This is a genomic window from Streptomyces smaragdinus (genome assembly GCF_009604385.1).
Classification (GTDB): domain Bacteria; phylum Actinomycetota; class Actinomycetes; order Streptomycetales; family Streptomycetaceae; genus Streptomyces; species Streptomyces smaragdinus.
Map to the genome: position 1 here is coordinate 1 of NZ_WEGJ01000059.1, position 26,181 is coordinate 26,181.

Consider the following 26,181-nt stretch of genomic DNA (forward strand, 5'->3'; position numbering starts at 1 on the left):
TCCTTCGGTGCGGCTGTCGTCGCTGGCGAGCCGGCGGCACTTCGAGAAGGTGTCGGCGTACGTCTCCGGGATTCCCGGGGACGGCGGGAAGATCGTCACCGGTGGTGTCGACGAGTCGGGCCGCTGGCTCGTACGGCCGACGATCGTCACCGATCTGCCGCTGGACGCGGCGGCGTACCGGGAGGAGATCTTCGGCCCGGTGTGCGTCGTCAACCGTTTCGACACGGAGGACGAGGCCGTCGCCCTGGCCAACGACACCCGCTACGGCCTCAACGCGATGGTCTTCTCGGAGAACCTGTCCCGCGCCCACCGGGTCTCGTCCCGGCTGCGGGCGGGGATGGTGTGGGTGAACTGCTTCTTCATCCGTGACCTGCGCACGCCCTTCGGCGGCGTCGGCGACTCGGGCGTGGGCCGCGAGGGCGGGGACTTCAGCCGGGAGTTCTTCACGGAGCCCAAGGCCGTGGTGATGCAGATCCAGCGGTGATGCTGGGTGGGTCCCCGGTGCGCGTGGTCGCGTACCGGGGACTTCCGCGTTCCCCGGGGGCGTTCCAGGGACGGGGGTTTCGCCTGATGGGAAGGGGTGAGATCTTCCACCGTCCCGGGTCGGCGGGAGACTGTGGCGGGCGGGACGGGGCGCGGCCGAGGGTGATGCCGTAAGCCAGCCGTTGATCACAGCGAAGGTCAGTCATCATGCCGATGCAGTCCGTCCGTATCTCCTCCGCGTCCCGCCGCTCGGCCGCCGTCGTGGCCGCTGCCGTGTTCGGCGCCATGGCGCTCGCCGCGTGCGACGACACGGCCGCGCCTTCGTCTCCGACGCCCGGATCGGACGGTTCGGGGGGCAGCGCCGCGCCGGCCTCCTCGGGGTCTTCCGGGGCCGCCGACCAGGGGACGGACGTCGATGACGTGGTCCGGTGCGTGCCGAACGCCCTGAGTTACCGCGTCGAGCGGGGGGCGGACATCCCCGACCAGTATCTGCTGACCATGACGAACACGGGCGCCCTCCCCTGCCTCCTCCCGTCGAACGATCTGGTGGTCACGCTCCCCGGCCTGGACGGAGCCGCCGATCACCTGGGTCCCGAGAGCGAGGACCTGAGCCTGTTGGAGGGCGAGAGCGGGTACGCCGCCGTCTGGCTGTCGGGCAACGACTCCCCGGACGACGAGACGGCCGACCGCGTGGAGATCGCGCTGACCGCCGCGGGGCCCGCCACGACCGTCCCGATCACCGGTGACCCCGCCGTGGTCGGGGCATCGGCCCAGGTCACCAGCGTCTTCGGCACGCCTGAGGCCGCACTCGGCCAGTCCTGACCGGCAGGGGCGGGCGGGGCGTGCGGTGGAACGATTCACGCCCCGCCCGCGTCTCCCACCCGAGGGCACGACACCGTGCGCCGGGGAGGGAGACCGCATGGATACGGGCGGATTCGCCGGGTGGACGAAGCGGTTCGAGGACGAGCGCGAGCGCAGGCAGGCCGAGGGTGACCCTGACTGGGAGCGTGGCGCCGCGCTGCATCCGGCGATCTGGGCCAGCGTCCAGCGGTTCCAGGTCGGCGAGGACGGCGATGGCGCCAATCTCGTCGGCAAGGCGAATCAGGCCGGTGACCCCGACTACGCAGCCGCGGTGCGTCTCTTCGTCGCGGAGGAGCAGAACCACGCCCGCCTCCTCGCGCGGCTGCTGGCCGCGGGGGACATGCCGACGCTGAAGGGCCACTGGAGCGACACCGTCTTCGTACGGCTGCGGCGGCTGATGGGGCTGCGCCTGGAGCTGCTGGTGCTGATGATCGCGGAGGTGGTTGCCCTGCGGTACTACCGCGTGCTGCGGGACGGTACGGACGACGCGCTCACGTCGGACGTGGCGGGGCGGATTCTGGCCGACGAGGAGCGGCATGTGCCGTTCCACTGCGAGCGGTTGCACGCGTCGGTGGGGGAGCTGCCGCGGTGGTCCCGGCGGCCGGTGATGTTCCTGTGGCGGGTGTTGTTGCTCGGGGCCACTGTGGTCGTGGCGGCTGATCACGGGGGTGCGCTGCGGCGCTTGGGGCTGGGGCGGGTGCGGTTCGTGCGGGACGTGATGGCGTCGTCGGGGGAGGTGGTGGGGGCGGTGCTGCGGGCGGGGCCGGATGCGTGGACGTACGTCTGAGAGCCGGTTCCGGGGCCGTCAGTCCCAGTCGAAGGCGCTCAGGCCCGTGCGCGGGTCGCCGCTCAGGTAGGCGCGCAGGGCGCTGAGGTCGCTGCGTACGAACTCCGTGGGCAGGGCGGTGGCGTCCACCCAGCGGAGCTGTGCGTGCTTGTGGGGCTCGCGGTTCTCGGGGTGTCCGGTCCATTCCTGGGCGGCGAAGACGACGGTGAGGAACCCGTTGGGTGCCTCGACGCCCCATGCCACGTGGACGATGTGGACGACATCGAGGTCTTCGGGCCGGACGGTCAGGCCGGTCTCCTCGTACAGCTCCCGTACGGCGGTCCGCGTGACCGGCTCCCCGGGCTCGCTTTTCCCCACCGGGAGGTGCCACAGGCCCCGGGCGAACTTGGCGTTCGGGCCGCGCTGGAGGAGCAGGACGCGGTCCGTGTCCCGGTCGTGCACGATGACGGCGGCGACGAGCAGCGTCATGGAATCGAGGGCGGGCGGCAGGGAGTTGGGGCGCGTCTTGTCATCGACTGGCAACGCCGGCCTCCATAAGTCTAGAGTTCCTACATTATGAAGCACGTACATAAATCTCAGGACGGTTTCCTCTACGACCCCAACGTCCGCGCCTCCCTCCAGTCCTTCACCGCGGACGCCGAAACCCTCCCCCTGGAAGCAGCCGCGGCCGTCCGCCAGGCGTCCCAGTCGATCGACCGCCTACGCTCCCACGGCGCCACGGGCCGCGGCCTCAGCTCAGGAGCCCTGGACATCCTGACCCGCCTGAACGCGGCCCCTCCCGAAGGCCTCACGATCGGCGACCTGGCCCGCACGGCAGGCGTCACGTCCCGCAACGTCACGGGCCTGGTCGACACCCTGGAGTCGGCCTCCCTGGCCGAACGCACCCAGGACAAACACGACCGCAGATCGGTCCGCGTCCGCATCACCCCGGAAGGCCGCGCCTGGCTGACCTCCTTCCGCGAACCAACGCAACGAGCCATGTCGGCGATCTTCCAGGGCTTCACGTCCGAGGACCTGACCCACCTCCGCCACCTCTGCCTCCGCCTGGTCGCCAACCAACACCGCCTCGAGGCCTACCTCTCCACCCCCGGAGCCCCACAATGACATCGGCCCGCGACACGGTCCTGACGTACCACGAGGCCCGCTTCAAGGGCGACGTCGTCACCGCGGCTTCCCTGACGGCGGAGGACTTCACCTTCCGCAGCCCGTTCATCATGTCGACCAGCCGCGAGGGCCACCTCGACGGCATCGACGGCCTGCTGGGGGGACGCGGGCTGATCCTGGGGGGTGTCCGCCGACAACTGGGGGATCGATGACTGCACCCTTCTGGGAAATGTCGTCTGATTTTGTTTCAAGGGCATCCGGCATTTGATGGAAGCTGGTCGAAGTAATATGCGCGAGTGCGTCTGTCCTTACGAGTTGCGCTTAGCGCGGCTTTTCCAACGAGTCACTGCCCACAGCGCATTGGTGCCGCATATCGAAGCCAATACGAATGCGGCGTCAAGGTGTTCCCAGCGCGTGTAGTTGGGGCCCAGGCGAGAGATGGCACTTCGAAGCAGGGTGTACTCGGCCGGCAGAGTAATTATCGCCATCAATCCGAGGCACATAACTGTTCCAGCAACGAGGCCGATGCTGTACAGCCTGACGGCACGCCGTTCGATCGGCTCCAGGATTCGACTGGGGTCGTGTAGCGGCGGGTTGGTTTCCGTGCCAGTGTGCAGGGTTCGCTGCAGCAAGTATGCAGCGTATTTGCGTCCATCGTCATAGAGGTTGCGGCATCGCATGAAATCCTGCAGAACGAAGTACAAGTCGGTTCGCATGAAGATCATGCACTGGAACGTCAGCGGGAGGAGTGAAATTAGCACAAGTGCGGCAATGATGCGGGCGGAAGTTCCGTTTGGGGAAACTAATGCCAGTGTCAACATAGCCAGTGAGGCGACAGTGAGGTTGACGGCAATTCCGGCGAGATAGGCTGTCATTCGACCTGAGTTGGGCCAGATTAGTGCGCACCTGCTCGGGTCTTGATCGCTTCGAGGGCATGGTGGACTTCGGCGGGCAGCGGGTCGGCGGCCGTGACGACGTGATCGCCGGCTTGGATCTCGATGGTGCGGTAGCGGCGGAGGGTGGTGACGAGCTTCTTGATCGACCAGCCGGTGGTGTCCTCGAGCCAGCGGGCGACCGCGAGGGCGGCGAACACGATGGTCAGATGGGCGTCGATGCTGTCGCGGGTGTGGTGGTAGATCGGGCGGGCGGCCAGGTCCGACTTCGCCATCCGGATGCTCTTTTCGATGTTGAAGAGCCGGTGGTAGGCGGCGATCACGAGGTCCGGTGTGGGATCGGCGATGTTCGTGACGTAGCCCTTGATCCCGGCCAGCGCGCGGGCCTTGGCCTCCAGGGTCCGGTTGACGGACTTGCTGGTGTTGGTGAGGTTGACGAACCGGTTGCGCTTGACGGCGGTCTTGCCCGCTACCGCCTGCTCGGCCTTGCGGATCTGCTCGTCGATGCCGCGCAGGGTGCGCCGGGCCCGGTCGGCTGAGTACCGGTAGTAGCGGACCTGGTCGCGTCGCCGGTCGGCGGGGGTGGCCGGCCAGGGCTGGGTGAAGACATGCCCGTCGGGGATCTGTTCGTCCGGGTGCTGGGTGCGCCACTTCTCCACCACGTAGGGCACCTCGGGGAGCTTCATGCCGAGGATGAAGGACAGCCCGACGGCCTCGATGGCCCGCATGTTCGCCTCCGAGACCATCCCGGCGTCGGCGACGATGACCACGTCCGGCAGGTGGTGCGCGGCCATGAACGCGGTCAGCGTCGGCAGCATCGTGGTGGTCTCGGCCTTGTTGCCCTCGAACGCGTGGATCATCAGCGGGAACCCGGCCGCGTCGGTGAGCAGCCCGACGGTTATCTGCGGCTCCAGCCGGCGCTCTTTGGAGTAGCCCGACTCGCGGAAGCCGTCGCCGGCATCGGTCTCGAAGTACAACGTGGTGACGTCGTAGAGCACTAGCGTCGCCGGCCCCAGGCCGACCTGCGCCGCGCACGCGGCGGCCAGGGCATCGCGGAAGTCCTTCGCCGCGTATCCGGGCAGGCGCCGCTTGAGGGTGCGGTAGGACGGCGGGCTGAGGCCGGCCTCGGACAGCACCCGCAGGGCATCGAGCTTGGACGTCGGCTCGATGATCCGGGCCAGCACCAACTGCCGGAACACCCCGTCCGAGGCGGTCGCGACATCGAACCCGAGAGCCTCGTACGCACAGCACAGCGCGTCCCACAGGTGCCCCATGCGCGAGGCGGTGATCGGTAACGGACCGCCCGCCTCCGCGGGAACGTCCAGACCGAGGTCGAGTTCGCCCTGTCCGACCGCGAGCCGCTGCCGAGCCACGGCCCTGAGCAGCTCAAGTTCGACCTCGTCGTGGGCGGAGCCGATGTGCTCGATGTTCCGCGAGCCCCTGCGGGAGGAGTGCACGATCTGCACCGCACGCGCCCCCGACGCGGTCTTCACGGTGCGGATGTAGGCCACCGAACAACCGTAGAGCACCAGCTTTAGTGCGCAGATTCCACCCACCAGGGCCACGAACCTGCAGGTCAGCGGACCGAGTCACCGATCAGGCTCGAAACGTGGCCCAAGTCAGGTTTCAAGGGCATCCGGCATTTGATGGAAGCTGGTCGAAGTAATATGCGCGAGTGCGTCTGTCCTTACGAGTTGCGCTTAGCGCGGCTTTTCCAACGAGTCACTGCCCACAGCGCATTGGTGCCGCATATCGAAGCCAATACGAATGCGGCGTCAAGGTGTTCCCAGCGCGTGTAGTTGGGGCCCAGGCGAGAGATGGCACTTCGAAGCAGGGTGTACTCGGCCGGCAGAGTAATTATCGCCATCAATCCGAGGCACATCACTGTTCCAGCAACGAGGCCGATGCTGTACAGCCTGACGGCACGCCGTTCGATCGGCTCCAGGATTCGACTGGGGTCGTGTAGCGGCGGGTTGGTTTCCGTGCCAGTGTGCAGGGTTCGCTGCAGCAAGTATGCAGCGTATTTGCGTCCATCGTCATAGAGGTTGCGGCATCGCATGAAATCCTGCAGAACGAAGTACAAGTCGGTTCGCATGAAGATCATGCACTGGAACGTCAGCGGGAGGAGTGAAATTAGCACAAGTGCGGCAATGATGCGGGCGGAAGTTCCGTTTGGGGAAACTAATGCCAGTGTCAACATAGCCAGTGAGGCGACAGTGAGGTTGACGGCAATTCCGGCGAGATAGGCTGTCATTCGATGTCGTCGTGAGGCAAGTTCAATTCCGCTGATATCCGTCTGCATTACCAAGAACTGCAATCGGGTGCCGAAATTGATCCGAGCCGGCACTCCAACGGCTCGTGCCACGATCAGATGGGCGAGTTCGTGGAGTACTAATAGGATCCAGCTAGCGGCAATCGTGAGCCCCATTACGGCGCTCCCCTGCTGGCTCCATAGTAGATCTCGATAGTTCGGGCGAAGGTCGGGTCTGCGCACTGCAGAGACTGTGGCGGATAGGAGGAGGCACAAGACGAATATGGGGATGATGGGGCTCAGTGCGAAGCGAACTTGATGCGGGTGCAACATAGAGAATGACGACTTCGGCGCCGCGGACTGGGGGATCTGGTTGCCGTCTACAGCCGCAATGAACCCGAGGCCCGCGAGGTCGCGAGCGAACTGCACCACATCGATGCCATCCTCGTCATCTTCGGCTTCCCCGTCACTACCAAGGTGCGTGGCCACCTGCGCAATGCTTAGACCCTCATCCAAGAGTCGGATAGCGCGAATGCCTTCATCTGGTACCGCCACGCAGCGACCCGTTGCGATGCGACCAATGATCCACTCATTGCCGTCCCGGCGGCTGGCCAACTCGTGTAGCTTGATACGGCTCGATGAGGTTATCTGCTCGGCGCCGGAATCCACCTCGGTCATGGCATCCCGCAGGCCGGACAACCGGGGCGGCGGGCTACCTGCTCGAACGCGGTGTCATGAGGCACCATAAGGTTGATCCCGAATCGAAGGCCTGACGCCATCGGTGGGATTCCCGTGAGCAGCGCCAGCGCGGCGTGTGCCACCAGGGCACCGGACAGACCAGCAGTTACCGCGTTGACCGGATTCCAGGGGAGGCGTGGCGAAGCGATCTCTTCGTCTTCGCCAGGTGGTAGTCGGAGTTCTCGGCGTTCGTCCTCCGCGTCATGTAGGCAGACAAAGCAGGGACCTTCTCCGGGGCGAAAAAGCGCGGCGCTGGCGATTGGGCCTCTGTATCCCCCTTCCACCCATGGTGTGCCCGTGGCGAGACATGCCTCATTGGTCCAACGCCTGATGTGTTGTGGCTGGTCGGCGCAGAGTACGAGGACATCATAGGGGAGAGCTGAAGATAGTAGTGAGCTTATATCGCTGGCTCCCTCGATTCGGAGTTCATCTCCGGTGATATCGATATCGGAGTTGATCTCTCGCAGGCGTCTCAGCGCAGTGCCAAGTTTGCGTCCGTCGATATCGGACTCACCGTAAAGCGGTTGGCGATTTAGATTCGACAGTGCAACCGTGTCGTAGTCAATGCAGTGCAGGGAACCAACGCCAGAAGCTGCCAGCGCAAGAGCGGCATAGCCTCCCGTTCCACCCACACCGAGAAGGAGCACCCTTGATTGCTTCAACGAGAGTTGGGCCTGCCATGCACTGGCTCGTGGTGACCGGTCCATCCAGCGCAGCAGCGGGACACCGCGGCTGTATCGATTTTGCTCGGTGCTCGAGAACGCTCCGAGGCAGGGTTCGGTCGCGTCCTCCACGTGTCCGGCATCGTAAAGCTGCTCCAGTACGCCGAGGGTATCTTCATGTGTGATCCCGCAGTGTCGAGAGGCCACGTTCTTCGCGATCGCGTGTATGTCACGTGAACCATCGGTGGCCTGCACCAATGTCCAGATCCAGCCATCCGGGTCTGTGATCTCGGCGCCGATACCGTAGACGACACTGCCGATGCGTACATGACCGTCAACGGTCTGGTAGGGGCGGTGCTCCGGCTTGATTCGTGGACGGGACAGGCTCTCAACACCCATGGAGCTCCCGCGTGTTGGTTGGTCAGTGACGGTTGACAGTCTGGGTGTTCCACCTGTCGAATGGCAAGCGCTCGGCAACAGAGTCACTACACAACGTGAGTGGAGGAAGGGTTATGAAGCAGATCAAGATCCGTCCGTTGGAGAAGAAGGAAACGACCAGCACCAGTAACCCGAACGGCGACTGACGACCGTCATCAACACCTACCTCGGCGTTGACGCCGTCACGTCTGCGGCGCGCGCACTTGCGCATCGCCTGCCCGGCCAGTGTCGCCTGCGTAGCGTGGGTGCCTCCCGGGCAGGCGATTCGTTGTGGCTGCTAACCGTCGGCCGCAGCGTGCCGAGCGGTCGTGATGTCCTTGTTGTAGCCGGCCCACATGCCTGCGAACCCACAGGCGGCAACACGATCCTCAATCTGGCCGAGCAAGTGGCGCGGGAACCGGACCTGCGCCGTGATCGGGTCTGGCACTTTCTGCTGTGCCTCGACCCCGACGGAACCCGACTTAACGAGAGTTGGTTCAGTCAGCCATGGGATCTGTACGCGTACTTCCGGGGCTACTACCGGCCCCTCCCGGAATTTCAGCCCGAGTGGCTGCCGCACGAGGACGCCGGTCCGCAACCGGAGACCGCAGCCTTGCTGAAAGTGCTGGACGAGCTGCGCCCCGCCGTCCAGTTCTCCCTCCACACCAAGGACATGGGTGGCGGCTGGATTCAGCTGACTCACGAGCTTTCCCGAGCCGGTGATGCTGTGGTCGCCAGTGCGGTCCGGAGTCAGGTCCCTTTGGAGGTGGCGCCTGCTGACACCGTCGGTCTGCTCGAAGTGGATCAGGCGACATTTCTCATGCCTACCGACTCTCGCGCGGGGAACCCGCTGGGCGACTGGACACGCCACACCACCTGGTTGCACGCCGCGAGGCGGTACAAGACCGCCAGCTGTGTGGTCGAGGCCCCGATGTGGGCTCTGCCCAGCACCCAGAACCGGAGGCCTTGTCCCCGACCTGCAATCACCCTGCGCTCGCTGGCAACGCAGATGAACAACCGCATTGACGCCCTGGCCGCTCACTTTTCCAGGGCTCGCCCTCATCTGGCTGCTCTCTCCACGGATCCAGTGGCCCAAGCGGCATGGTCGACGATGGACATCTGCCGTGCGACGGCGGCTCAGTGGACACGGCACGCGGATGATGCGGATGCCGCACGGTATGCGATGTCGGCAGGCGGTGCAGTCTCTCTGAGCGTCGTTGCTCATCGGCTGCCGCTGCGTGCCGCCGCTCTGTTGTGCCGCGCTCTCGGTCGGTCCGGCTCCAGCGCCTCGGCGCTGCGGTACGTTGTCGAGGACCTGCTCGCGTCTTGGTGCCACGAATTGATGGCGACCCTCGAACCCAGCTGGATTCCGCTGACCAGCCAAGTGGCCTTTCAAGCCGATCTGGTTGTCGCGCTTGTCCGTGCCTTTGATGCGAGCTCAGCGTCATGCGCTGAGGCTCAACACTCGGAATTGGACCGTGCGACTGGCTATGTTCGTTGAGGCCTGCCAGATCCACTGAGGCTCGGTTGGCGCGCGCGCCGCCCGCGGGTGCCCCCAGGTGCCTTTGGCGCAGCACCGTTCAGGCGGCTACGTCCACTTGCCATGGGGTATCCATGATCAGCCTCCGTCAGAGGAATGGCGCGCTTTGAGACCGCCACCATGTACGTGGCCGGCGAGGAGATACGAAACCTCGTCGTTGAGTTTCGCATGTCCTCTCGAGTACGGCCGAGTATCTGCTTACGGCCATGTGAGGCCGAGTTCGAGAGGCGCAGTCAAGCACCGATCGATCGGGTGGGGCTGCTCTGGGGCAGCGCCTTGCCAATGGATCCCAGGCAGATGGCGGCACTGCCGATGGCAACCGGATTGACCCACCACGGGACCAACTCCAAGCTCCGGCCCTCCAGAGCGACACATCGCGCGCTGATCGGCAGCAGCTCGTGGGTGATCAGCCGACCTTCCGGCACCCCACGAAGCATGCAGAAGTCACCCGCATCGATCGCTGCCCCGGCACTCAACCCATAGGCATACGTACTGGCGGCCACCAGACCGGACACCACGAGCATCACGGCATACGCACCCACGCCGAGCCGGCGCCAGGCAGTGTCGTCCGGCCGAGATCCTCCCGTCTTCGCCGCAGCGATGCACGGTCCGATGAACGATACGGCCAACAGCGCCGGCGTGTCCCGCCGGGAGTTCGCGGCAGCGACCAGGACGGCCCCGACATTGCTTCCTCGGCGTTTTCCTCGCCGACCGGGACCTGACAGCTGACGCGTACGTGGCGCCCCCTGCCCGCTGACTGCTCGACGGACCCTCAGGGGGCGAGTGACCGCCTGGCGTCACCCACCCGCCACCGGAAACAGCATGCAGCTGCTCGTCGCATGCGCCAGCAGCCGGTCCTCCGAGTCCCGTAGCTCCGCCTGGGCCAGGGCCGTGCGGCGGCCGCTGTTCAGGACCGTGCCCGTCGCGCGGACCTTGCCCGTGTTCACCGTGACCGGGCGCAGGAACTTCAGGGTCAGGTCCAGGGACGTGTAGCCCATGCCCTGGGGCAGTACCGACTGGACCGCGCAGCCTGCCGCCGAGTCCAGGAGGGTGGCGTAGACGCCGCCGTGGACGCTGCCGATCGGGTTGTAGTGCTCCTCGCCCGGGATCAGGGCGAAGACCGCCCTGCCGTATTCGGCCTCCTCCAGGGTGAAGCCCAGGGTGGCCGTGATCGGTGGGGGCGGGAGGTGGCCGGCCAGCATTTCGCGGAGGAAGTCGAGGCCGGTGTGGTGGGGGACGGCGTTCGCGGTCAGGGACGGGTCCGACCAGGTGAACTCGCGGGATCTGGTGGGCACGGGTGGCTCCTCGGGTGGGGGCGGGAGGTCAGTCGGCGGCGGGGGCGCGGCGGATGAGGCCCGGGCCCGCGTCGACGTACGAGCGGCCGGCCGGTACGTCGTGGCCGGCGGTGCAGCGCAGCTCGACGTGGACGGGGGCGTCGCAGTCCCGGTGGCGTACGACCACGGGCGGGCCCTGTTCGCCGGCGGCCCACGCGTCGCCCCACTGGCGCAGCGCCATGATCACCGGGAGGAAGTCGCGGCCCTTCTCCGTCAGCTGATACGCGTACCGCGTGCGCTGGCCCGGCTCCCGGTACGGGACGCGCTCCAGCAGGCCCGCGGCCGTCAGCTCCTTCAGGCGGGCCGCGGCGGCCGGTTCGCCGACGCCCACGCGGCGGGCGAAGTCGTCGAAGCGGCGGGTGCCGAAGAACGCCTCGCGCATGATCAGCAGCGCCGTCCGGTTGCCGACGATCTCCAGGGTCCTGGCCACGGAGCAGTTCGCCATGGACCAGGCGTCCCGGTCCTCCAGCAGGTCCTTCATCTCTCCTCCTGACTTGCGTCATCGTAAGTCAGCCTATACCGTCGTAGCTGGCTAAGGTAATCGAAAGTCAGGAGTCGGGAAAATGGACCTCACCACAGCAACCGCCCTCGTCACCGGCGCCAACCGCGGCCTCGGCCGGGCCCTCGCCCAGGAGCTGACCGCCCGCGGCGCCACGGTCTACGCGGCCGCCCGCCGCCCCGACCGGATCGACCTGCCCGGCGTGCGGCCGATACGCCTCGACGTCACCGACCCGGCGTCCGTCGCCGCGGCCGCCGCCGAGGCCCGCGACGTCACCCTGCTGATCAACAACGCCGGCAGCTCCACCGGCGCCGACCTGCTCACGGGCGACTGGGACGACCTGCGCCTGGAGCTCGAGACCCACTATCTGGGCACCCTCGGCGTGACCCGCGCCTTCGCTCCGGTGATCGAGTCCCGCGGCGGGGGCACGATCCTCAACGTCCTGTCCGTCCTGTCCTGGGTCAGCTTCCCCACCGTCGGCGCCTACGCCGCCGCCAAATCGGCCCAGTGGAGCCTGACCAACACCCTCCGCCAGCAGTTGGCCCCCCGCGGCATCACGGTGTCGGGCCTGCACGTCGGCTACATGGACACCGACATGGCCCGCCACGTCGAAGGCCCCAAGACCGCCCCGGCGGACGTCGCCCGCGCGGCCGTCGACGGCATCGCCGCCGGATCCCCCGAGATCGTCGTCGACGACCTCAGCCGCCGCGTCCAGGCGGGCCTCGCCGGGGGTGTCAGCGCTCTGTACCCGCAGCCGGCGTGAGCCCCGGCCTCGGCCCGATCCCGTCCAGCAGATTGGTCACCAGCGCGACCACGAAGTCGTCGGTCACCGGCTCGTCGGGGATGAGCAGCCGGTGGTAGACCGCCCCCCAGAGCTGGTCGATCAGGACCCGTACGTCGATCGAGGCGGAGATCTGGCCGACCTCCTGAGCCCGCTGGAGGCGCTCCTCCGCAAGGCGGCGGCGGTGCGAGGAGTACAGCTTGCGGTAGGCGGCGGCCAGGTCGGCGTCGGCCTGGGACTCGCCGATCAGCTCCGTCAGCACGTGTCCGCCGCGGGTCTCCGTCATCACGTGGACGAAGGCGCGGAGCTGGGTGAGCAGGTCGGCGCGGATGTCTCCCGTGTCGGGGAAGGCGAGCGTCGGCTCGACGGCGTGGACGTACGCGTCCAGGGCGAGGGTCCCCTTGGAGGGCCACCACTTGTACAGCGTGGTCTTGCTGGCGCCCGACGCCCGCGCTATGCGTTCGAACGTGAGGTCCGCGAGGCCCTCGGCCAGCAGCAGCTCGCCGACCGTGTGCAGGACGTCCGCGCGGACCTCGTCCGCGGGGCGGCGGCCCCGGCCGCGGCGGGTGCCTTCCTCGGGGGCGGGGGTCGACACGGGTCCTCCTTCGGTCGGGGGGCTGCCAGTATCCGTCACGGGGCGATCCGCAGACCGGCGATCAGGCCGTCCCGCAGGCGGAAGGTCATGGGACCGGTGCCGTTGTGGCCGTTGCCGGTCACCGTCAGGGTCGCGACATAGGTGTCGGGGTCGGGGCCGGGCTCGATGGCGACGAGGTCGAAGTGCGCCTGGACGCCGATGTTGTCCGTACGGTCCCAGGCGCGCACACCGTCGCGGCCGTGGAACTTGCGGCCCCAGTCGTCGAGGTCGGCGTCCTCGGTGAACGCCGAGGCGAACGCCTCGCTGTCGGCGCTGTTCGTCGCCTCGATGAACGCCCGGACGGCTGCCGGGGTGTCGGTGGTGGTCATCGTGATCTCCTCCGTGAATCAGTTCCGGACGGTGAGCAGGTCGTCGAGCTCGATACGGGTCAGGAAGTCCCGCCGCACCCGGTCGGCGACCTCGGAGACCTCCTCCGACCCGTCGTCGGCGGGGTCGATGTGCACGCGGAAGGGACGCGATCCGGCCGGCAGGCCGACGATACGGGTGATCTCGTCGGACACCAGCGACGCCGACACGCCCTCCGGGGCGAGCGCGGCGAGCTTGGCCCCCACCTGATCCATCAGGCCGCCGTACCGGGTCTCGTACTCCGCCTCGACCGCCGTGTCCTCGGGGCGCCCGGAGTGGGCGAAGTGGTTGGTCCCGCTGGTGAACGAGCCGGGCACCACGATCGACGTCTCCACACCCCACCGGGCCAGCTCACCCGCGTACGAGACGGCGAGGGAGTCCATCCCGGCCTTCGCCGCGAAGTAGGGGGCGAGGTAGGGCGGGGTGCCGCCCTTGACGCTGCTGCTGGACACCCAGACCACCAGGCCCTGGCCCCGCCGGCGCATGCCCGGCAGCGCGGCGCGGTTGACCCGCTGGGTGGACAGCACGTTCACGTTGTACAGCTCGGCGAGCTGCTCGGGGGTGAACGCCTCCGTCGGGCCGGTCACCATGTGTCCGGCGTTGTGTATCAGTACGTCGATGCGGCCGTGCTCCGCCTCGATCCGGGCGACGGCGGCGTCGACGGAGTCCTGGGAGTTGACGTCGAGCTCGATGGAGCGCAGGTCGACGCCGTGCTCGCGGGCGTAGTCGGCGGCGGCCCGGACCTGGGGCGCGTTACGGCCGGTGGTCTGGCGCATCCCGGCGTAGACGGTGTGGCCGGCGTCGGCGAGCGCGCGGGCGGTCAGGGCGCCGAAGCCGCTGGAGGCGCCGGTGATGACGACGATGTTCGACATGGGAGTGGTCCTTCCGGGGTCGGAGAGTGAAGGGGAGGGGGTTACGCGAGGCCGCCGTTGGCGTACAGGACCTGGCCGTTCGTCCAGCGCGCGGGTCCGGCCAGGAACGAGACGACCTCGGCGATGTCCTCGGGCGTGCCCAGCCGCTCGAACGGGGTGGCCTTCGCGAGGGTCGCGATCGTCGCCTCGTCCTTCCCGTCCAGGAACAGCGGCGTCGCGGTGGGGCCGGGGGCGACGGCGTTGACCGTGATGTCCCGGCCGCGCAGCTCGCGGGCCAGGGTGAGGGTCATGCCCTCGACGGCCGCCTTGCTGGCCACGTACGCGGCGTACGACGGCAGCTGCGTGCGCACGACGGAGGTCGAGAAGTTCACGATCGCGCCGCCGGGGCGGACACGGCGCGCGGCCTGCTGCGAGACGACGAACGTGCCGCGGATGTTGGTCCGGTGCATCCGGTCCAGGGCGTCCAGGTCGAACGTCGCGACCGGGCCCAGGACCATGATGCCCGCGGTGTTCACGACCACGTCGATGCCGCCGAAGGCCGCCTCGACCGCGTCGAACGCCGCGCTCATCGCCTGCTCGTCCGCGACGTCGCCGCCCACGGCCAGGGCCCGGCCGCCGGCCGCGGTGATCGCGGCCACCGTCTCCTCGGCCCGGGCCTTGTTCCCCGCGTACTGCACGGCGACCGCGAGCCCGTCCTGCGCGAGCCGCTCGGCGACGGCGCGGCCGATGCCGCCGGAGCCGCCGGTGATCAGGGCCACGCGGGTGGTGGTGGTTGCACTCATGGCTGTTCTCCCGTCCGGGGATCTCAAATGAACGACACGTTCATATAAGCACGTAATGAACGCCGCGTCCATATCTTCGGGCGAGATTCCCCCGGACGGCCGAGGCGCCGGCGCCCGCGCAGCGCAGCAAAAACGGCCCCGACCTGCCGCAATGGCAGGCCGGGGCCGTCGGAGGCCGCGTCTACAGCCCGCAGGATCCGGTGTCGACGTGGAAGAACCGCGAGTTCGCCCAGCGGCTCAGCCGCATGCCGACCACGACGCCGACCAGGGTGATCAGCGCGGGCACATAGCCCGTCGCGACCTGGACGATCGGGATCGACGGGCAGCCGCCCGAGATCGCCCAGCCCGCGCCGAAGAGGATCGCGCCGGGGACCACGCCCGCGTGGATCTTCTCCTTGGTGCCGCGGATGCGCAGCACGGCGAAGAGGGCCGCGACGATCACGACGGCGCCGGCGAAGGACAGGAACATCCGCAGGTCCTGGAACGTGAACATGGCGTTCAGCTCGGCGTAGTCGCCGAAGCCGATGTTGCCGAGGACGTAGCCGAAGGCCAGCCCGCCGAAGACGCAGGCCAGCAGGATCGTGCCGCGGGTACGCATCAGATCACCTTCCACAGCAGGAACGAGACGACGACGGCGGTGCCGAAGAACACGGCCGTCGCGACGAGGCTGACCGGGCGCATCCGGCCGCAGCCGTTGAGCCCGTGGCCGGAGCTGCAGCCGCCCGCCAGCCGGGTGCCGAAGCCGACCAGCACGCCGCCGCCGAAGAGGAGGCCGACCATGGTGAGCGGATCGCCGGTGACCAGCTCCTCGAACCCCGGGCCCATGTCGTAGCGGATCTCGAACCGCCCTGAGCTGACGGCGGCGATGACCCCGCCGATGAAGATCGATATCAGCAGCACGGCCTGCGTGACCAGCGGGGCCGGGCGCTTGGTGACGACCGGGGGAGCGGCGGGGGCGGAGGCCGCGTACGCATGCTGCGGCCGCGGCGGGCCGGCGGGGTACGGGCCGAAGGCGTCGTACGCGGGAGGCGCCTGCGGGCCGGGGCCGAAGGCCTCCGCCGTGGCGGCGGCGAGGGCCGCGGCGAGCGCGTCGGTGTCGGCGAACTCGTCGTCCATCCGCTCCGTGTCGCGTTCCCTGCGCCAGTGCGACACGCGGTCCCAGGCGGACGACACGCCGAGGGAGCGGTCCGTCGCGACGGCGTAGGCGACCGTGACCACGGCGAGTCCGATGGCGCCGGCCCACCAGGGCCAGTAGTCACTCATGCGGGGCCTCCCATCCATTCGGTGAACCGGGACCACCAGCCGCGCTTACGGGGGGCCGCTGCCTGCGGTGCGGGCCGGGGCTGCTGACGGCCGTGGGGCCCGGGATGCGGCTGGGGCTGCTGCGGCTGGTAGTGCGTGGCCTGCATCTGCGGGGGCGGGGCGCCGTACATCTGTTGTTGCGGCGGCGGGCCCTGCCTCTGCTGCTGATGCTGCTGCGGTGCGCCCTGCCAGGCCGGGGCGGGGCCGCCATGGCCGTACGGCAGGGGCGCCGCGTGCTGCTGTTGCTGCCCCCCGTACGTACCCTGCTGCTGCTGTGCCCAGGGGTCGGGCTGGGGCTGAGGTTGGGGCTGCGGCTGCGGTGCCTGCCTCGGTTCGGCGACGGGGAACTGGCCGGTGGCGCCGGTACTTTCGAGATGCCGCGCGTGGGCCCCGTTCGGCAGCAGGCTGATCGGCACGCGCCCGCCGGTGAGGGACATCTGATAGCGCGCGCAGTCGAGCCACTGGTGCTCACTGTCGCAGTAATAGTCGCGCCAGCCTTGCAGGTTCGCCCTCAGCAGCGGGAACAGGGGGCATCCTGCGGAGTGCGAGCAAGCCACGTTGCTCCCTTCTGAACGGCCCTTTCGCAAGGTGTGATTGCCGTTCTTGATCTCATGTCCTCGCTGCGCCCGAAGCGGCGCGATCTACGGGGTCTGCCTCCGTCTCCTCAAGTCGGCGTGATGCAACCACCGTTCCCCATGACCAGGCAACTTCCGCGACGCCACCGCCGGCGGCGAAAAATTGACATCGCTCGGCGCAATGCGCTATGCACTGCCCGCGCGTCCATGTTCGCCATGTCTGGACATTTACGGTCGACGGCACGGCAGTTCGGCGTCCGAGCGGACACCGGATCCTGATCCCGTGTCGACGGCGAGTTAACTGTTCGCAAAATTGCCGACGATGAAATGCGATTCGATTGTGATGAAATTCATAAGTCAATCGTGATGAAAATTGTGGATCTTCCGTGAAGACGATCAGACGCCTCGTTCGATCGAGTCCATGATTCGCTGTTCGGCTTCCTCGGCCTGTACGGGAAGCAGTCCGCGCAGGGGGCCGTCGACGAGGAGCACGGCCAGACCGTGCACGGCGGACCAGACGAAGAGCTCGGCACCCGCCCGGCGCTCCGGAGGCAGGGCGCCGGCCTCGACGAGGTCGTCCAGGGCCGAGTTCAGCAGCTGAAAGGCGGTCAGGCCCCCGGGACCACCGGCGGATTCGTTCCCCGTGTCGTCCATGTCGGTGGTGGAGAACGCGGCGCGGAACAGCCCCGGTTCCGTCCGGGCGAAGCGCAGATAACCGGCGGCGAGAGCGCGAAGGCGGGCGCGGGCGGAGGCGTCCGGGGGCAGCGCCGCCTCCATCGCGGCGGCCAGCTCCGCCAGCGCCGCCTGGCGGACGGCGCGCAGCAGGGCACCGCGGTCGGCGAAGTGGCGGTACGCGGCGTTGGGGACCACGCCCACCCGCCGGGTGACCTCGCGCAGGACCACCGCGTCCGGGCCGCCGTCGCGGACCAGCTCGAGTCCGGCCCGGATCAGGGCGTTGCGCAGATCGCCGTGCCGGTAGGTGTCGCGCTTCCTCGCGCCGGTCATCGCCAACTCCTTTTGTGGACGGCGTCCACATAGCTGTGTAGCCTGCGGAGTGTCCGGGGCGCCCTTGCGTCGCCGCAATGTGGACACCGTACACAAACGGCACACTCCAGGGACGAGGAAACCATGGACGACGCGGTACGGCTCGAGTCCCTGACCAAGACCTACGGCGCGGTGACCGTGCTGCGCGACATCCGGGTCTCCTTCCCGAAGGGAAGCTTCACCGCCGTCATGGGCCCCTCCGGCTCGGGCAAGTCGACGCTGCTGCAGTGCGCCGCCGCCCTCGACCGCCCCTCCTCGGGCCGGGTGATCATCGACGGAACGGACGTCGCGGGGCTGAACGAGACACGACTCACCGAATTCCGCCGGGAGTCGACGGGCTTCGTCTTCCAGGCGTTCAACCTGCTGCCCTCGCTGACCGCCGAACAGAATGTGGCGCTGCCCGTACGACTGGCCGGGCGCAGGCCCGACGGACGGGCGGTACGGGAGGCGCTCGCCCGGGTGGGGCTGGAGGCGAAGGCGCGGAGCCGCCCGAGTCAGCTCTCCGGCGGCCAGCAGCAGCGCGTCGCCGTCGCCCGCGCGCTGGTGACCCGCCCGGCCGTGCTCTTTGCCGACGAACCCACCGGCGCCCTCGATCTCGCGACAGGACGCGAACTGCTGGACGTACTGCGGAAACTGGTGGACGACGGCCTGACCACGATCGTGATGGTCACGCACGACCCGAACGTGGCTTCCTACGCCGACCGGGTGCTGTTCCTCGCCGACGGCCGCCTGGCGGGGGAACTGACCGCCCCCACCTCCGAAGCCGTCGCCGCACGGATGACGGGGGCGACATGCTGACGGTGGCGTTCCAGACCCTGCGGGGCCGCTGGGTGTCGTTCCTCGGCACCGTCGTCGCGCTGGTGCTCGGCGTCGCCCAGGTCGCCGCCATGGGCCTGCTGCTGATGACCGCGCTCGACCTGCCGGACCGCCCGGTGGAGCGTTTCGCGGGCGCCCCGGCGGTGGTGCTGCCCACCGACCCGGCGTGGGATCCCGCCCACCATGACCTGGGCGTCCGCTCGTTGCCGGAGGCCCGGGGCGTATCGCGGGAGTTGCTGCGCAAGGTCGCCGCGACCGGCCCCACCGTGGTGGACCGGGCCTTCTACGCCCAGCTCGCGGGCGGCCCCTCGGACCAGGTCGGGCATCCCTGGCCGATGGCCCGCTTCGGCGGCTACACGCTGCGGGACGGCCGCGCGCCCGCCTCCGACCGGGAGGTCGTCGTCGCGTCGGGCCGGGCGCGTACCGGCGACCGGGTGACCGTACTGACGGCGGCGGGAGTCGGTACGTACACCGTCAGCGGTACGGTCCCGCCCGTCGGCTGGGAGGACGCCGTCTTCTTCACCGACGCCGAGGCGGCCCGCCTCGCCCCGCGGATCGAGGCGCTGGTGGCCTTCGGCGCGCTCGACGAGGTGCGCGCGGCGGTTGGCGGGGACGCCGAGGTGCTCACCGGGCGGGACCGCCACCGGGCCGACGCCGGCGAGGACCGGGACCGGGAGGCGCTGGACAACACCGTCACCCTGGTGCCGGTGATGGCCGCGGTCGCGGGGACGACGGCGGTGTTCGTGGTGGCGTCCACCTTCGCCTTCGCGGTGGTCCAGCGCCGGCGCGAGGTCGCGCTCCTGCGTGCGGTGGGCGCTACGCCGCGGCAGGTGCGGCGGATGGTACGGGGTGAGGCGCTGCTGGTCGGCGGCTTCGCGTCGGGGGTGGGGACGGTGGTCGGGCTGTTCGGGGCGCAGGTGCTGGCGGACATGCTGGTCGGGCTGGGGGTGGCCCCGCCGTGGTTCCGGGTGTCCGTGCGGCTCGCGCCACTTGGGGGTGCTGTCCTGGTCGGGGTGCTGGTGGCGCTCTGCGGGGTGTCCGTCGCCGCGCGGCGGGCCGGTCGGGTCCGTCCCGTGGAGGCGCTGCGGGATGCGGCGGTGGATGACGCCGGGGTGACGCGGGGGCGGGCGGTGCTTGGCGGCGTGGGGGTGGTGGGGGCGGTGGGGCTGGTGGTGTGGGTCGGGGTCGGTGACCCCGCGGTGGCTCTCTCGCCCAGCGCGTACGCGCTCGCGCTGCTGGTGCCGGTGCTGACCGCTGCCGTGCTGGCGCCGCTTGCCGTCGGTCCGCTGACCCGGCTGCTGATGCGGCCGTTCACAGGACCGGTCGCCATGCTCGTACGGGAGAGCGCGCTGACCTCGCGGCGGCGTACGGCTGCTACGGCGGCGCCCGTCCTGCTCACGGTCGGGCTGACGTTCTCCCTGCTGACGGCGACCGACGCGATAGGGGCGGCGGGCGAGAGCGGACTGCGGGGCCAGGTGAGATCGGAGTACGCGCTCGTCCCCGACGGCACACCGGGCATCAGCCCGCAGGTCGCCGCGAAGGTGTCCCGTATCGACGGCGTGCAGGTCGTGGCCCCCGTGCTCACCACCGTCTACGTCCGCGACGAGGACCGGCTGGAGGTTCTTGACGGGGTCCTCATGGACGGCGCCGCGCTGAAGCGGACGATGGACCTTGACGTGGTCGACGGCTCGCTGGACGCCCTGGACGACAACAGCGTGGTCGTAGCGGATCAATGGGGTATGAAGGTCGGCTCGACGTTCAAGGCCCTGCTGCCCGACGGCGAAGAGGCTGCCCTGCGCATCGCGGCCACCTACGACGCCCCACACGGCGGGGACGTCGCCTACCTCCCCCAACGCTTCGCCGCGACCGCCGCGTACGCCCGCGACGGTCTGGCCCGCCGCGCCTACATCTCGCCGGCCCCCGGCGCCGACCGCATCACGGCGATCCGCGAGGCCGTCGCCGGAACCGGGGCCCGCCTCGTCACCAGGGACGAACTGCTCGCCTCCGAGAGCGCCTACACCCACCATCTCACCGAGGTACGACAACGCTCCGTCACCGTGATCGTCGTGCTGTTCTGCTTCATCGCGATCCTCAACACCCTCCTCATGGCAACCGCCGACCGCCGCCGCGACCTGGCCGTACTCCGCCTGGCCGGAGCCACCCCCCGACAGGCCGTACGTTTCTTCGTAGCCGAATCGCTCCTGGTGGCGACCATCGGCGTGACCCTGGCCCTGCTCGCGACCGCCCTCAACCTCACCGGCCTGTGGGGCGCGCTGCACCAGCTGTACGGCACGGCACCCATCACGCTCCCGTACGCGGTGACCACCGCCGTCGCCGCCGTCTCCACCCTGCTCGCGGTCGCCGGAACCGTACTGCCCGTAGGCGCGGCCCTGCGTGCCGGACCGGTGGAGCCGGCCGGCATCCGCGAGTAACGGCCCGCCGTGTCGATGCCGCCGTTCCCTCGGACAGCGGGCCAGACTGTGGCATGAGCGGTGGAAGCGGCTGGGCCGTAGTGACGTTCTCCACCGTTACCGCCGGCTACGCGCTCGTCTCACGGCGGCTCTCCTCGACGCCCGTGTCCTCGCAAATCGTCCTCGTCGGCGCCGGGGTGCTCCTCGGTCCCGCAGCCCTCGACCTGCTCGACCTCGGCCACGACGCCGCCCCGATCCTGACGCTGGCCGAGGCCGCGCTGACCCTGATCCTGTTCACCGACGCGATGGCGATCACCCGCCGGGACCTGCGCGTCGGCGGCTTTCTCCCGCGCCGTCTGCTCGGCATCGGGATGCCGCTGAGCATCGGCGCGGGCTGGCTGCTGGCCTGGCCCCTGCTGCCCGGGCTGACCGCCTGGGAACTCGCGCTGGTCGGCGCCGTCCTCGCGCCCACCGACGCGGCGCTGGGCAAGAGCGCCGTGTTCAACCCGCGTGTGCCGGCCCTCGTACGCGAGGGGCTCAACGTCGAGAGCGGCCTGAACGACGGTATGACGCTGCCGTTCTTCGTCCTCTTCCTCGCCGCCCTCCCCGGCACGGTCACCTCGGAGGAGGGCGTACAGGGGATCTTCTGGCGCTCCATGGTGCTCAGCACCGCGCTGGGCCTGGCCGCCGGCTGGCTCGGCGGGCGGCTGCTGCGATGGTCGAGGGCCAGGGGCTGGGCCGGCCTCGAGTGGAGCCAGGTCTTCGTCGTCGCCATCGCCGCGGGTGCCTACGGGCTGGCGGTCGTCACGGACGGGAGCGGCTTCATCGCCGCCTGGGTGGCGGGCTTCGCCTTCGCGGCCGGCCTGGGCCCCGCCGTACCGGGTGCCGAGACCCGGGAGCGGACCACGGAGTTCGCCGAGGACCTGGGAGGACTGCTGGCGTCGCTGAGCTTCCTCGTCTTCGGCGCCGTGCTGCTCGGCCCGGCCCTGGAGGACCTGGACTGGCGGGTCGTCACCTACGCGGTGCTCAGCCTGACGGTGGTCAGGATGGTGCCGGTGGCCTTGTCCCTGATCGGAAGCGGTCTGCGGCTGCCGACGGTGGCGTACATCGCCTGGCTCGGTCCCCGCGGGCTGGCGTCCATCGTGTTCGGCCTGCTGGTGGTGGAGGAGAACGTCCCCGGGGTCCGCCTCGTGGGCCAGGTCGTTGCGGTCACCGTCGGTCTCAGCGTGCTGCTGCACGGACTGTCGGCGGTGACCTTCGCCGAGCGCTACGGAGCCTGGTACGAGACGGCTCGCGTGCCCGGACTACGCGAAGGCACGGTGGCCCCTGAGGCCGGCGGGGGTCGGCGGCCGGGGCGTGGTCTGCACCGCCTGCGGTGAGACTCGACCAAGCGAAAGGGCCAGCCCCAGGGAGCCGTCCCTTCATCACGTGCCCCCGGCAGGATTCGAACCTGCGACACCCGCTTTAGAGGTCGAGCGGGTGCCCCACCAGGCGGCAGCCCTTACCGTGGGACGGTCACTGCCATAAGTTTGCCGTCCCCAAGGTGGAGCCAGCCCCGGCCAGGAGCGAGAGGGCGGCCGACAACGGAGTCTCCCGTCTTGATGCCGATCCAATCACCGGCGTGCCGCTCCTGAGGAGACAGCAGGAGCCCGCGGTGGGCTCTCTTCGCTTTGCCCAGCCAGGGGTAGCTCGGCCCGAGCTTGTCTTCATCGCCGGCAAGGACCAGAGCCGTACCTTCGTCGAAGCCATGCTCCAACAGGTTCCGAAGCACACGCCGGGCATCGCACTCGCCCAAGGCCTCCGCGTCGTCCATCACGACAACAAGCGGCTCCTCAGCGGACGCCACTGACAGGGCCTCTTCGAGTTCGTCGTGCCCGATGTCGTCTTGATCGAAGCAAGCAACTACGCCGTCTCGATCGGCCAACTCCCGTAGAAGCGAGGGCCTGGGCGTGACTAAGGCGAGCTGGGTGCCGGATGCGAGTAGAGAGCGTGCGATGTTCACCAGTGCGGTGGAGCGACCTGACTTTGCAGGCCCGGCCACAACGAACGCGGGAGCCGTGCCGGAGGCCAGATCAGGGCCATATGCGGCCAGGTTCTCGCCCCCGACACCCGCAAGTGCCCACAACTTCGGTGCCGCCGGATCGCGCATGGTCCACGCTTCATCGAAGCTGATGCTGGACGGCAATGAGGCAGTGCGTTGCTGCACCTCCAACGCGTCGTGAGCTGCGTCCCACAGACCGAGCAACAGGACGTGATCCTCTTGCGTCAGGCTCGCCATGTGGGAGAACGCGACAAGTGCCTCCCGCTCGGGCAGCTCATCGTGGGTGTACCAGCGGATCCACGCATCCGACGAGATCCCCGTCTGCTCCTCCATATCGGTGAAGGACCAGTTGCGCTTCAGTCTGTGTTCGTCAAGGCGGCGATGCAGCGTGACCAACTCCAGCCGCGCCGGGGAGCGGTCCACCTCGAACTCTCTGCTCTTAACTCCGTAGAACGTCGCGTTCGCCGGCCGTTGTTCCTCCGCGGCGTCAGCCATCCTGACGAAGCCTTCACTACGGCGAACTACACCTAGGAACACTCTCAACGCGTCCTTGTCGTGCCACAGAGCCTGCGCCACGTTGAGGATCAGTCCCTTCAATGACTCATGGGCGTAGTTGAACTGCAAAGAGTCTTGGGCGGCGTTGGTCGATGTCTCCTTGTCGGCTGGTGGCTCCTCTGCTGCCTGCCTGCTTGGGGTCCCGGTGTCCTGCTTCGGCAAGCCCTCGGAAGGGGCAGTCGCGTCGTTCACGTCACTGTCTCCGACGGATGCTGTGGCATCTGCCGGAGGGTGTACTGATGCTTGGGCGACCGTTTCCCTGACGACCTGCTTCCACAGAGCCTTGAAGCGATCGACTTGGGCGTCTATGTCGCTGTGTCGAGCCAATTCGGCCAGGACACGGGCGATCAACTCAAGGCGGCCCCACGGAGGCAAATCTGGCCTCTGGAAAGTGTCCAACACTGCTTGGTGATTCACGATCCAGTAGTCCTGCGCGTCCTTCCCGACACGGTCGCGAATAGCGCGTGCTGACGGGAGTCCCGCGTCCAGCCTCAGATCGTGGAGCTCGTCGTTCAGCTTCTTCAGGTCAGGTTGGTCAGCTAGGTCGGGTTTCTTCCACGGCTGAGCGACCACTATCTCTGCCCCCTCCTGGTGCTTCTGCATCGTCTCCAAATCGGGCGCGTTGGCGCCTGTTCTCACGGGCGTCAGGTTCTGTCATGCGTGTCACGCAGCGGCTGTTCTTGGCCGATGCTGTCAGCGATCGTCATGAGTTGTCAGGGCCGTCCGGGAAGCACCCACGCTGGACGCGCAAGCCAGTCGGTGCCATACGGAAGGTAGATTCTCATGGAACAGGTCAGCGTGCGCCTCGTAGTCCTTCTGCTCGTCGGAGCCCTCGTCGTCGCCCTGACGCTGCATGCCCCCGAAGTCGGCGCGGCCGTGGTGGGAGCCACTGCAGTGGTGGCACTACTTGCCCAACTCATGGGCCGCGAATGACTCTGCCGGAGCGGAGAAGCCTGCAGCCATGGGCCACCTGAACTCCCAATCCGTGGGTCGATACCTTGCGTACGGCTCCACCGGCCCCAGAGCATATCTGCGGCTTCATGGCACCGGTGGTGGGTCTCAGCGTCGGTGGCGGTGTTCCTCGATGTCGGCCCGATTCAGCCAGTAGGCGATGTTGTTGCTGATGGTGGTGATGATGGGATGAGCAGGGTCTACGAGGCGTCGTGTGGAGTCGCCTGGTCCGAGACGGGCTACATCTTCGCTACCCGGAACGACCGGCCGGTGGAGCCGCGCAACGTCTACCGGTCCTTCACCCGGGTTGCTGCCGGCGCTGGAGTCCGGGTGATCCGGCTCCACGACGCTCGGCATGGCTGCGCCACGCTGCTCACGGCGGCAGGGGTCGCGCCGCGGGTCATCATGGAAATGCTCGGACACAGCCAGATCAGCATCACGATGGACGTGTACACGCACGTCGTACACGACACCCAGCGTGAGGCAATCAGCCACATGGACCAGTTACTCAAGCGCCGTCGGCCCACAGTTTGACCGATGAATCAGGAGCCGTATCGGCCGGCGCCTCAACAGGCGCTCGCCGAGACGGCCAACATGCATGGCCAGGTGACTGCGATTGCGGTTCATCCGCGGTCTCTAGTCACGAAGCGCGCACGCTACGCCGAACTCCGCTCGCGACTACCAACTGGCGTCTCACAATGGCTAGATGAGAATGTCAGAGGGCTTCGCCGCCACCGCTGCAGCAGTTGCCCCGGTGTTGTGGGCAATCGGGACGATCGAGGTTCAGCAGATCCGCAAGGAGTGGCAGAGCTTGAGCGCTGTCCGGGTGCAGCGATACAACGAGGCTGCGGTGGCTATCTCCGAAGCGGTCGATGAGGAGAGCCTGGCGCATGCCCAAGGATTATGGGGCGCAGCTCAGCGATGGTGGACGGGGCAGTCTGCGCAGTTCGGTCTTTACATATCTTGGCTCTACCTGAGCGTGACCATGAGTGGCTGCACGATGATTGCCCTCAGGTGGCTGGCCGAGAACGGAGGGCTGGGCGAGAGGGCTGAGGCGAAACCCGATGATGCTCAGTTTGTTTTCTGGGCGCTCGCTAGTGCGTTCCTGTTTATTACTGTGATCCCAGCATGGGCCGTATTTAGAGATATCAACCGATTTGGAAAGCGGGTCCGGGTGGCGGATCGGGCTGTCAGGCAGCTGAACACCGAGGCTCGGGCGCGGGTGCAGTCCAGGGCGGTGGACCCGGAAGTCGATGAACGGCCTCGACTGTGACGGTTGGACGCGTCGCTGCCGTCAAATGGTGCCGTCAAACGGCCCGGACCATGATCGGTCCGGGCCGTTTTGGCTGGTGCCCCCGGCAGGATTCGAACCTGCGACACCCGCTTTAGGAGAGCGGTGCTCTATCCCCTGAGCTACGGAGGCGACGGACGTCAGTGTAGCGGGGCCGGGCGTGGGGGCCGGGGGTGTATTCGGGGACACGC

The 26,181-nt window shown here is 68.3% G+C and carries 28 protein-coding genes, 1 tRNA gene and 1 pseudogene; 13 read left to right on the forward strand and 17 right to left on the reverse strand.

Annotated elements, in window-relative coordinates; genetic code table 11:
* From SRB5_RS33655 to SRB5_RS33665, 3 genes are all read left to right on the forward strand, one after another.
* Positions 1–484, forward strand: a 484-nt coding sequence (locus tag SRB5_RS33655; protein ID WP_153457330.1) for an aldehyde dehydrogenase family protein, incomplete at its 5' end; no start/stop codon positions are given.
* 206 nt (positions 485–690) lie between these two features.
* Complete coding sequence (locus SRB5_RS33660; protein ID WP_153457332.1) at positions 691–1,305, forward strand: hypothetical protein; 615 nt, start codon at positions 691–693, stop codon at positions 1,303–1,305.
* 97 nt (positions 1,306–1,402) lie between these two features.
* A complete protein-coding gene (locus SRB5_RS33665; RefSeq protein ID WP_153457333.1) occupies positions 1,403–2,131 on the forward strand; it encodes a ferritin-like domain-containing protein in 729 nt (242 codons plus the stop codon).
* An 18-nt stretch (positions 2,132–2,149) separates the two neighbouring features.
* Here the strand turns inward: SRB5_RS33665 and SRB5_RS33670 are convergent, their stop codons facing one another.
* Positions 2,150–2,599 (reverse strand): NUDIX domain-containing protein, encoded by a 450-nt coding sequence (locus SRB5_RS33670; protein ID WP_228390650.1) that lies wholly within the window; start codon positions 2,597–2,599, stop codon positions 2,150–2,152.
* Between the two features lie 87 nt (positions 2,600–2,686).
* Here SRB5_RS33670 and SRB5_RS33675 point away from each other — a divergent pair, with 87 nt between their 5' ends.
* Positions 2,687–3,235: a MarR family winged helix-turn-helix transcriptional regulator gene (locus tag SRB5_RS33675; protein ID WP_153457338.1), complete on the forward strand. Its 549-nt coding sequence runs from the start codon at positions 2,687–2,689 to the stop codon at positions 3,233–3,235.
* Positions 3,232–3,447, forward strand: a complete 216-nt coding sequence (locus SRB5_RS33680; RefSeq protein WP_153457340.1) for a hypothetical protein — start codon at positions 3,232–3,234, stop codon at positions 3,445–3,447. Before SRB5_RS33675 ends, SRB5_RS33680 begins: the two co-directional genes overlap by 4 nt.
* A 96-nt stretch (positions 3,448–3,543) precedes the next feature.
* On the opposite strand, the gene SRB5_RS33685 is transcribed toward SRB5_RS33680, so the two are convergent.
* From SRB5_RS33685 to SRB5_RS33700, 4 genes are all read right to left on the reverse strand, one after another.
* Entirely contained in the window at positions 3,544–4,110 is a 567-nt protein-coding gene (locus tag SRB5_RS33685; RefSeq protein WP_153457341.1) for a hypothetical protein, read from the reverse strand.
* Between the two features lie 20 nt (positions 4,111–4,130).
* The gene (locus tag SRB5_RS33690) at positions 4,131–5,639 is read right to left on the reverse strand and encodes an IS1634 family transposase (RefSeq protein ID WP_456114920.1); all 1,509 of its coding nucleotides are present in this window, start codon (positions 5,637–5,639) and stop codon (positions 4,131–4,133) included.
* A gap of 176 nt (positions 5,640–5,815) precedes the next feature.
* Positions 5,816–7,057: a M50 family metallopeptidase gene (locus SRB5_RS33695; protein WP_153457342.1), complete on the reverse strand. Its 1,242-nt coding sequence runs from the start codon at positions 7,055–7,057 to the stop codon at positions 5,816–5,818.
* Positions 7,054–8,178 carry a ThiF family adenylyltransferase gene (locus SRB5_RS33700; protein WP_153457343.1) on the reverse strand — a complete coding sequence of 375 codons (1,125 nt, stop codon included), beginning with the start codon at positions 8,176–8,178 and terminating at the stop codon, positions 7,054–7,056. Before SRB5_RS33700 ends, SRB5_RS33695 begins: the two co-directional genes overlap by 4 nt.
* A gap of 193 nt (positions 8,179–8,371) precedes the next feature.
* On the opposite strand from SRB5_RS33700, the gene SRB5_RS33705 reads away from it, so the two are divergent.
* Positions 8,372–9,697 carry a M14 family zinc carboxypeptidase gene (locus SRB5_RS33705; protein ID WP_323378938.1) on the forward strand — a complete coding sequence of 442 codons (1,326 nt, stop codon included), beginning with the start codon at positions 8,372–8,374 and terminating at the stop codon, positions 9,695–9,697.
* Between the two features lie 272 nt (positions 9,698–9,969).
* Here the strand turns inward: SRB5_RS33705 and SRB5_RS33710 are convergent, their stop codons facing one another.
* From SRB5_RS33710 to SRB5_RS33720, 3 genes are all read right to left on the reverse strand, one after another.
* A complete protein-coding gene (locus tag SRB5_RS33710) occupies positions 9,970–10,263 on the reverse strand; it encodes a hypothetical protein (protein ID WP_153457346.1) in 294 nt (97 codons plus the stop codon).
* Between the two features lie 270 nt (positions 10,264–10,533).
* Positions 10,534–11,031 (reverse strand): PaaI family thioesterase, encoded by a 498-nt coding sequence (locus tag SRB5_RS33715; protein ID WP_323378935.1) that lies wholly within the window; start codon positions 11,029–11,031, stop codon positions 10,534–10,536.
* A 28-nt stretch (positions 11,032–11,059) separates the two neighbouring features.
* Positions 11,060–11,551, reverse strand: a complete 492-nt coding sequence (locus tag SRB5_RS33720) for a winged helix-turn-helix transcriptional regulator (RefSeq protein WP_153457350.1) — start codon at positions 11,549–11,551, stop codon at positions 11,060–11,062.
* 82 nt (positions 11,552–11,633) lie between these two features.
* Between SRB5_RS33720 and SRB5_RS33725 the strand changes: the two genes are divergently transcribed.
* Positions 11,634–12,332 carry an SDR family oxidoreductase gene (locus SRB5_RS33725; RefSeq protein ID WP_153457351.1) on the forward strand — a complete coding sequence of 233 codons (699 nt, stop codon included), beginning with the start codon at positions 11,634–11,636 and terminating at the stop codon, positions 12,330–12,332.
* Here the strand turns inward: SRB5_RS33725 and SRB5_RS33730 are convergent.
* From SRB5_RS33730 to SRB5_RS33760, 7 genes are all read right to left on the reverse strand, one after another.
* On the reverse strand, positions 12,304–12,945 hold the full coding sequence (locus SRB5_RS33730; RefSeq protein ID WP_323378936.1) for a TetR/AcrR family transcriptional regulator: 642 nt from the start codon (positions 12,943–12,945) through the stop codon (positions 12,304–12,306). The two genes, SRB5_RS33725 and SRB5_RS33730, sit on opposite strands and share 29 nt — an antisense overlap.
* Before the next feature lie 35 nt (positions 12,946–12,980).
* Complete coding sequence (locus SRB5_RS33735; RefSeq protein ID WP_153457352.1) at positions 12,981–13,313, reverse strand: nuclear transport factor 2 family protein; 333 nt, start codon at positions 13,311–13,313, stop codon at positions 12,981–12,983.
* A gap of 18 nt (positions 13,314–13,331) precedes the next feature.
* Positions 13,332–14,222, reverse strand: a complete 891-nt coding sequence (locus SRB5_RS33740; RefSeq protein WP_153457353.1) for an SDR family oxidoreductase — start codon at positions 14,220–14,222, stop codon at positions 13,332–13,334.
* A gap of 41 nt (positions 14,223–14,263) precedes the next feature.
* The gene (locus SRB5_RS33745) at positions 14,264–15,004 is read right to left on the reverse strand and encodes an SDR family oxidoreductase (protein WP_153457354.1); all 741 of its coding nucleotides are present in this window, start codon (positions 15,002–15,004) and stop codon (positions 14,264–14,266) included.
* A gap of 181 nt (positions 15,005–15,185) precedes the next feature.
* Positions 15,186–15,602, reverse strand: coding sequence for a YeeE/YedE thiosulfate transporter family protein (locus tag SRB5_RS33750; RefSeq protein WP_153457355.1), 417 nt, complete (start codon positions 15,600–15,602; stop codon positions 15,186–15,188).
* Positions 15,602–16,267, reverse strand: a complete 666-nt coding sequence (locus SRB5_RS33755; protein WP_153457356.1) for a YeeE/YedE family protein — start codon at positions 16,265–16,267, stop codon at positions 15,602–15,604. Before SRB5_RS33755 ends, SRB5_RS33750 begins: the two co-directional genes overlap by 1 nt.
* 1,010 nt (positions 16,268–17,277) lie before the next feature.
* Positions 17,278–17,886 (reverse strand): TetR/AcrR family transcriptional regulator, encoded by a 609-nt coding sequence (locus tag SRB5_RS33760; RefSeq protein WP_153457357.1) that lies wholly within the window; start codon positions 17,884–17,886, stop codon positions 17,278–17,280.
* 123 nt (positions 17,887–18,009) lie between these two features.
* Here SRB5_RS33760 and SRB5_RS33765 point away from each other — a divergent pair, with 123 nt between their 5' ends.
* Genes SRB5_RS33765 through SRB5_RS33775 form a run of 3 tightly spaced genes read left to right on the forward strand, consistent with a single transcriptional unit; the run spans position 18,010 to position 22,531 of the window.
* Positions 18,010–18,723: an ABC transporter ATP-binding protein gene (locus tag SRB5_RS33765; protein WP_153457358.1), complete on the forward strand. Its 714-nt coding sequence runs from the start codon at positions 18,010–18,012 to the stop codon at positions 18,721–18,723.
* A complete protein-coding gene (locus SRB5_RS33770) occupies positions 18,717–21,173 on the forward strand; it encodes an ABC transporter permease (RefSeq protein WP_153457359.1) in 2,457 nt (818 codons plus the stop codon). The genes SRB5_RS33765 and SRB5_RS33770 overlap by 7 nt, the downstream gene beginning before the upstream one ends.
* A 53-nt stretch (positions 21,174–21,226) precedes the next feature.
* On the forward strand, positions 21,227–22,531 hold the full coding sequence (locus SRB5_RS33775; RefSeq protein ID WP_153457360.1) for a cation:proton antiporter: 1,305 nt from the start codon (positions 21,227–21,229) through the stop codon (positions 22,529–22,531).
* 122 nt (positions 22,532–22,653) lie between these two features.
* On the opposite strand, the gene SRB5_RS33780 is transcribed toward SRB5_RS33775, so the two are convergent.
* Positions 22,654–24,387, reverse strand: coding sequence for a hypothetical protein (locus tag SRB5_RS33780; protein WP_153457362.1), 1,734 nt, complete (start codon positions 24,385–24,387; stop codon positions 22,654–22,656).
* 144 nt (positions 24,388–24,531) lie between these two features.
* Here SRB5_RS33780 and SRB5_RS36060 point away from each other — a divergent pair, with 144 nt between their 5' ends.
* The 3 genes and pseudogenes from SRB5_RS36060 (at position 24,532) to SRB5_RS33790 (ending at position 25,972) form a co-directional block, all read left to right on the forward strand.
* Positions 24,532–24,681 carry a hypothetical protein gene (locus SRB5_RS36060; protein ID WP_194293112.1) on the forward strand — a complete coding sequence of 50 codons (150 nt, stop codon included), beginning with the start codon at positions 24,532–24,534 and terminating at the stop codon, positions 24,679–24,681.
* Between the two features lie 234 nt (positions 24,682–24,915).
* A pseudogene (locus tag SRB5_RS33785) lies at positions 24,916–25,233 on the forward strand (tyrosine-type recombinase/integrase); the annotation flags it as partial.
* Positions 25,234–25,405: 172 nt separating this feature from the next.
* Positions 25,406–25,972 carry a hypothetical protein gene (locus SRB5_RS33790; RefSeq protein ID WP_153457364.1) on the forward strand — a complete coding sequence of 189 codons (567 nt, stop codon included), beginning with the start codon at positions 25,406–25,408 and terminating at the stop codon, positions 25,970–25,972.
* A 74-nt stretch (positions 25,973–26,046) separates the two neighbouring features.
* Here SRB5_RS33790 and SRB5_RS33795 read toward each other — a convergent pair.
* Positions 26,047–26,122 (reverse strand) — tRNA-Arg (locus tag SRB5_RS33795).
* Positions 26,123–26,181: the final 59 nt, after the last annotated feature.

What these genes read in the sequence shown, in the direction of transcription:
- SRB5_RS33660 (WP_153457332.1), top strand. Translation starts at nt 691, where the DNA reads ATGCCGATGCAGTCCGTCCGTATCTCCTCCGCGTCCCGCCGCTCGGCC.
- SRB5_RS33665 (WP_153457333.1), top strand. Translation starts at nt 1,403, where the DNA reads ATGGATACGGGCGGATTCGCCGGGTGGACGAAGCGGTTCGAGGACGAG.
- SRB5_RS33670 (WP_228390650.1), bottom strand. Translation starts at nt 2,599, where the DNA reads ATGACGCTGCTCGTCGCCGCCGTCATCGTGCACGACCGGGACACGGAC.
- SRB5_RS33675 (WP_153457338.1), top strand. Translation starts at nt 2,687, where the DNA reads ATGAAGCACGTACATAAATCTCAGGACGGTTTCCTCTACGACCCCAAC.
- SRB5_RS33680 (WP_153457340.1), top strand. Translation starts at nt 3,232, where the DNA reads ATGACATCGGCCCGCGACACGGTCCTGACGTACCACGAGGCCCGCTTC.
- SRB5_RS33685 (WP_153457341.1), bottom strand. Translation starts at nt 4,110, where the DNA reads ATGACAGCCTATCTCGCCGGAATTGCCGTCAACCTCACTGTCGCCTCA.
- SRB5_RS33695 (WP_153457342.1), bottom strand. Translation starts at nt 7,057, where the DNA reads ATGACCGAGGTGGATTCCGGCGCCGAGCAGATAACCTCATCGAGCCGT.
- SRB5_RS33700 (WP_153457343.1), bottom strand. Translation starts at nt 8,178, where the DNA reads ATGGGTGTTGAGAGCCTGTCCCGTCCACGAATCAAGCCGGAGCACCGC.
- SRB5_RS33720 (WP_153457350.1), bottom strand. Translation starts at nt 11,551, where the DNA reads ATGAAGGACCTGCTGGAGGACCGGGACGCCTGGTCCATGGCGAACTGC.
- SRB5_RS33725 (WP_153457351.1), top strand. Translation starts at nt 11,634, where the DNA reads ATGGACCTCACCACAGCAACCGCCCTCGTCACCGGCGCCAACCGCGGC.
- SRB5_RS33735 (WP_153457352.1), bottom strand. Translation starts at nt 13,313, where the DNA reads ATGACCACCACCGACACCCCGGCAGCCGTCCGGGCGTTCATCGAGGCG.
- SRB5_RS33740 (WP_153457353.1), bottom strand. Translation starts at nt 14,222, where the DNA reads ATGTCGAACATCGTCGTCATCACCGGCGCCTCCAGCGGCTTCGGCGCC.
- SRB5_RS33745 (WP_153457354.1), bottom strand. Translation starts at nt 15,004, where the DNA reads ATGAGTGCAACCACCACCACCCGCGTGGCCCTGATCACCGGCGGCTCC.
- SRB5_RS33750 (WP_153457355.1), bottom strand. Translation starts at nt 15,602, where the DNA reads ATGCGTACCCGCGGCACGATCCTGCTGGCCTGCGTCTTCGGCGGGCTG.
- SRB5_RS33755 (WP_153457356.1), bottom strand. Translation starts at nt 16,267, where the DNA reads ATGAGTGACTACTGGCCCTGGTGGGCCGGCGCCATCGGACTCGCCGTG.
- SRB5_RS33760 (WP_153457357.1), bottom strand. Translation starts at nt 17,886, where the DNA reads ATGACCGGCGCGAGGAAGCGCGACACCTACCGGCACGGCGATCTGCGC.
- SRB5_RS33765 (WP_153457358.1), top strand. Translation starts at nt 18,010, where the DNA reads ATGGACGACGCGGTACGGCTCGAGTCCCTGACCAAGACCTACGGCGCG.
- SRB5_RS33770 (WP_153457359.1), top strand. Translation starts at nt 18,717, where the DNA reads ATGCTGACGGTGGCGTTCCAGACCCTGCGGGGCCGCTGGGTGTCGTTC.
- SRB5_RS33775 (WP_153457360.1), top strand. Translation starts at nt 21,227, where the DNA reads ATGAGCGGTGGAAGCGGCTGGGCCGTAGTGACGTTCTCCACCGTTACC.
- SRB5_RS36060 (WP_194293112.1), top strand. Translation starts at nt 24,532, where the DNA reads ATGGAACAGGTCAGCGTGCGCCTCGTAGTCCTTCTGCTCGTCGGAGCC.
- SRB5_RS33790 (WP_153457364.1), top strand. Translation starts at nt 25,406, where the DNA reads ATGAGAATGTCAGAGGGCTTCGCCGCCACCGCTGCAGCAGTTGCCCCG.